Annotated in this window: 4 tRNA genes and 1 rRNA gene; all 5 read left to right on the forward strand. The window is 46.0% G+C overall.

Annotation, left to right across the window (positions count from 1 at the left end):
• Positions 1-213 (forward strand): 16S ribosomal RNA (locus GXP65_RS24935); the annotation flags it as partial.
• Positions 214-341: 128 nt separating this feature from the next.
• Positions 342-417, forward strand: a tRNA-Glu gene (locus tag GXP65_RS24940).
• Between the two features lie 2 nt (positions 418-419).
• Positions 420-495: transfer RNA gene (locus tag GXP65_RS24945), tRNA-Lys, on the forward strand.
• Positions 496-504: 9 nt separating this feature from the next.
• Positions 505-580, forward strand: a tRNA-Ala gene (locus GXP65_RS24950).
• Positions 581-615: 35 nt separating this feature from the next.
• Positions 616-691 (forward strand) — tRNA-Val (locus tag GXP65_RS24955).
• The last annotated feature ends 330 nt before the right edge of the window (positions 692-1,021 follow it).

A 1,021-nucleotide genomic window follows, 5' to 3' on the forward strand; every position in this document is an offset into this window, starting at 1 on the left:
TGAAGTCGGAATCGCTAGTAATCGTGGATCAGAATGCCACGGTGAATACGTTCCCGGGCCTTGTACACACCGCCCGTCACACCATGGGAGTGGGCTGCAAAAGAAGTAGGTAGTTTAACCTTCGGGAGGACGCTTACCACTTTGTGGTTCATGACTGGGGTGAAGTCGTAACAAGGTAGCGCTAGGGGAACCTGGCGCTGGATCACCTCCTTATACGATACGGATAGTTTGCTTTCACTTTTAAAAAGTGAAGACAAATGAGTCACGATGAGTGTCCACACAGATTGATACGGTTTATAAAGTAAAAGAGATAGAACATCTCCCAAGATGTTCAACTTAGTGTCCCGTTCGTCTAGAGGCCTAGGACACCGCCCTTTCACGGCGGTAACAGGGGTTCGACTCCCCTACGGGATACCATTGGGTCGTTAGCTCAGTTGGTAGAGCAGTTGACTTTTAATCAATTGGTCGCAGGTTCGAATCCTGCACGACCCACCATTTCTCGATGGGGCTATAGCTCAGCTGGGAGAGCGCCTGCCTTGCACGCAGGAGGTCTGCGGTTCGATCCCGCATAGCTCCACCATTCGAGACGTCTACCACATGACGTAAAACTAATGTGGGCGATTAGCTCAGTTGGGAGAGCACCTGCCTTACAAGCAGGGGGTCACTGGTTCGAGCCCGGTATCGCCCACCATCTTTAAGCGCATTCGATGAGTGCTTTTAAAAATGGTTACTTCATTAGAAGTGATTAGCTCTTTAACAATTTGGAAAGCTGACAAAACAATCTTTAAGATTGTTTGTAAAGTTCTCAAAGTATTCTTAATTGAATACTCCAAACAACACATTCAAGTGTTCTTGGGTTTTGTCTTACTGTTTAAGTAAAACAAAACATATTTGAGTCCGGCAAAATCGAAAGCTATCTCGCTCATTCAAATAATGAGATAGCAACTTTGGTTGTTTAACTTCAATTCGAAACTCCTTCGGGTTGTATGGTTAAGTGACTAAGCGTACACGGTGGATGCCT

This window comes from Vibrio sp. LB10LO1, from assembly GCF_010092875.1.
In the GTDB taxonomy this organism is placed as follows: domain Bacteria; phylum Pseudomonadota; class Gammaproteobacteria; order Enterobacterales; family Vibrionaceae; genus Vibrio; species Vibrio campbellii.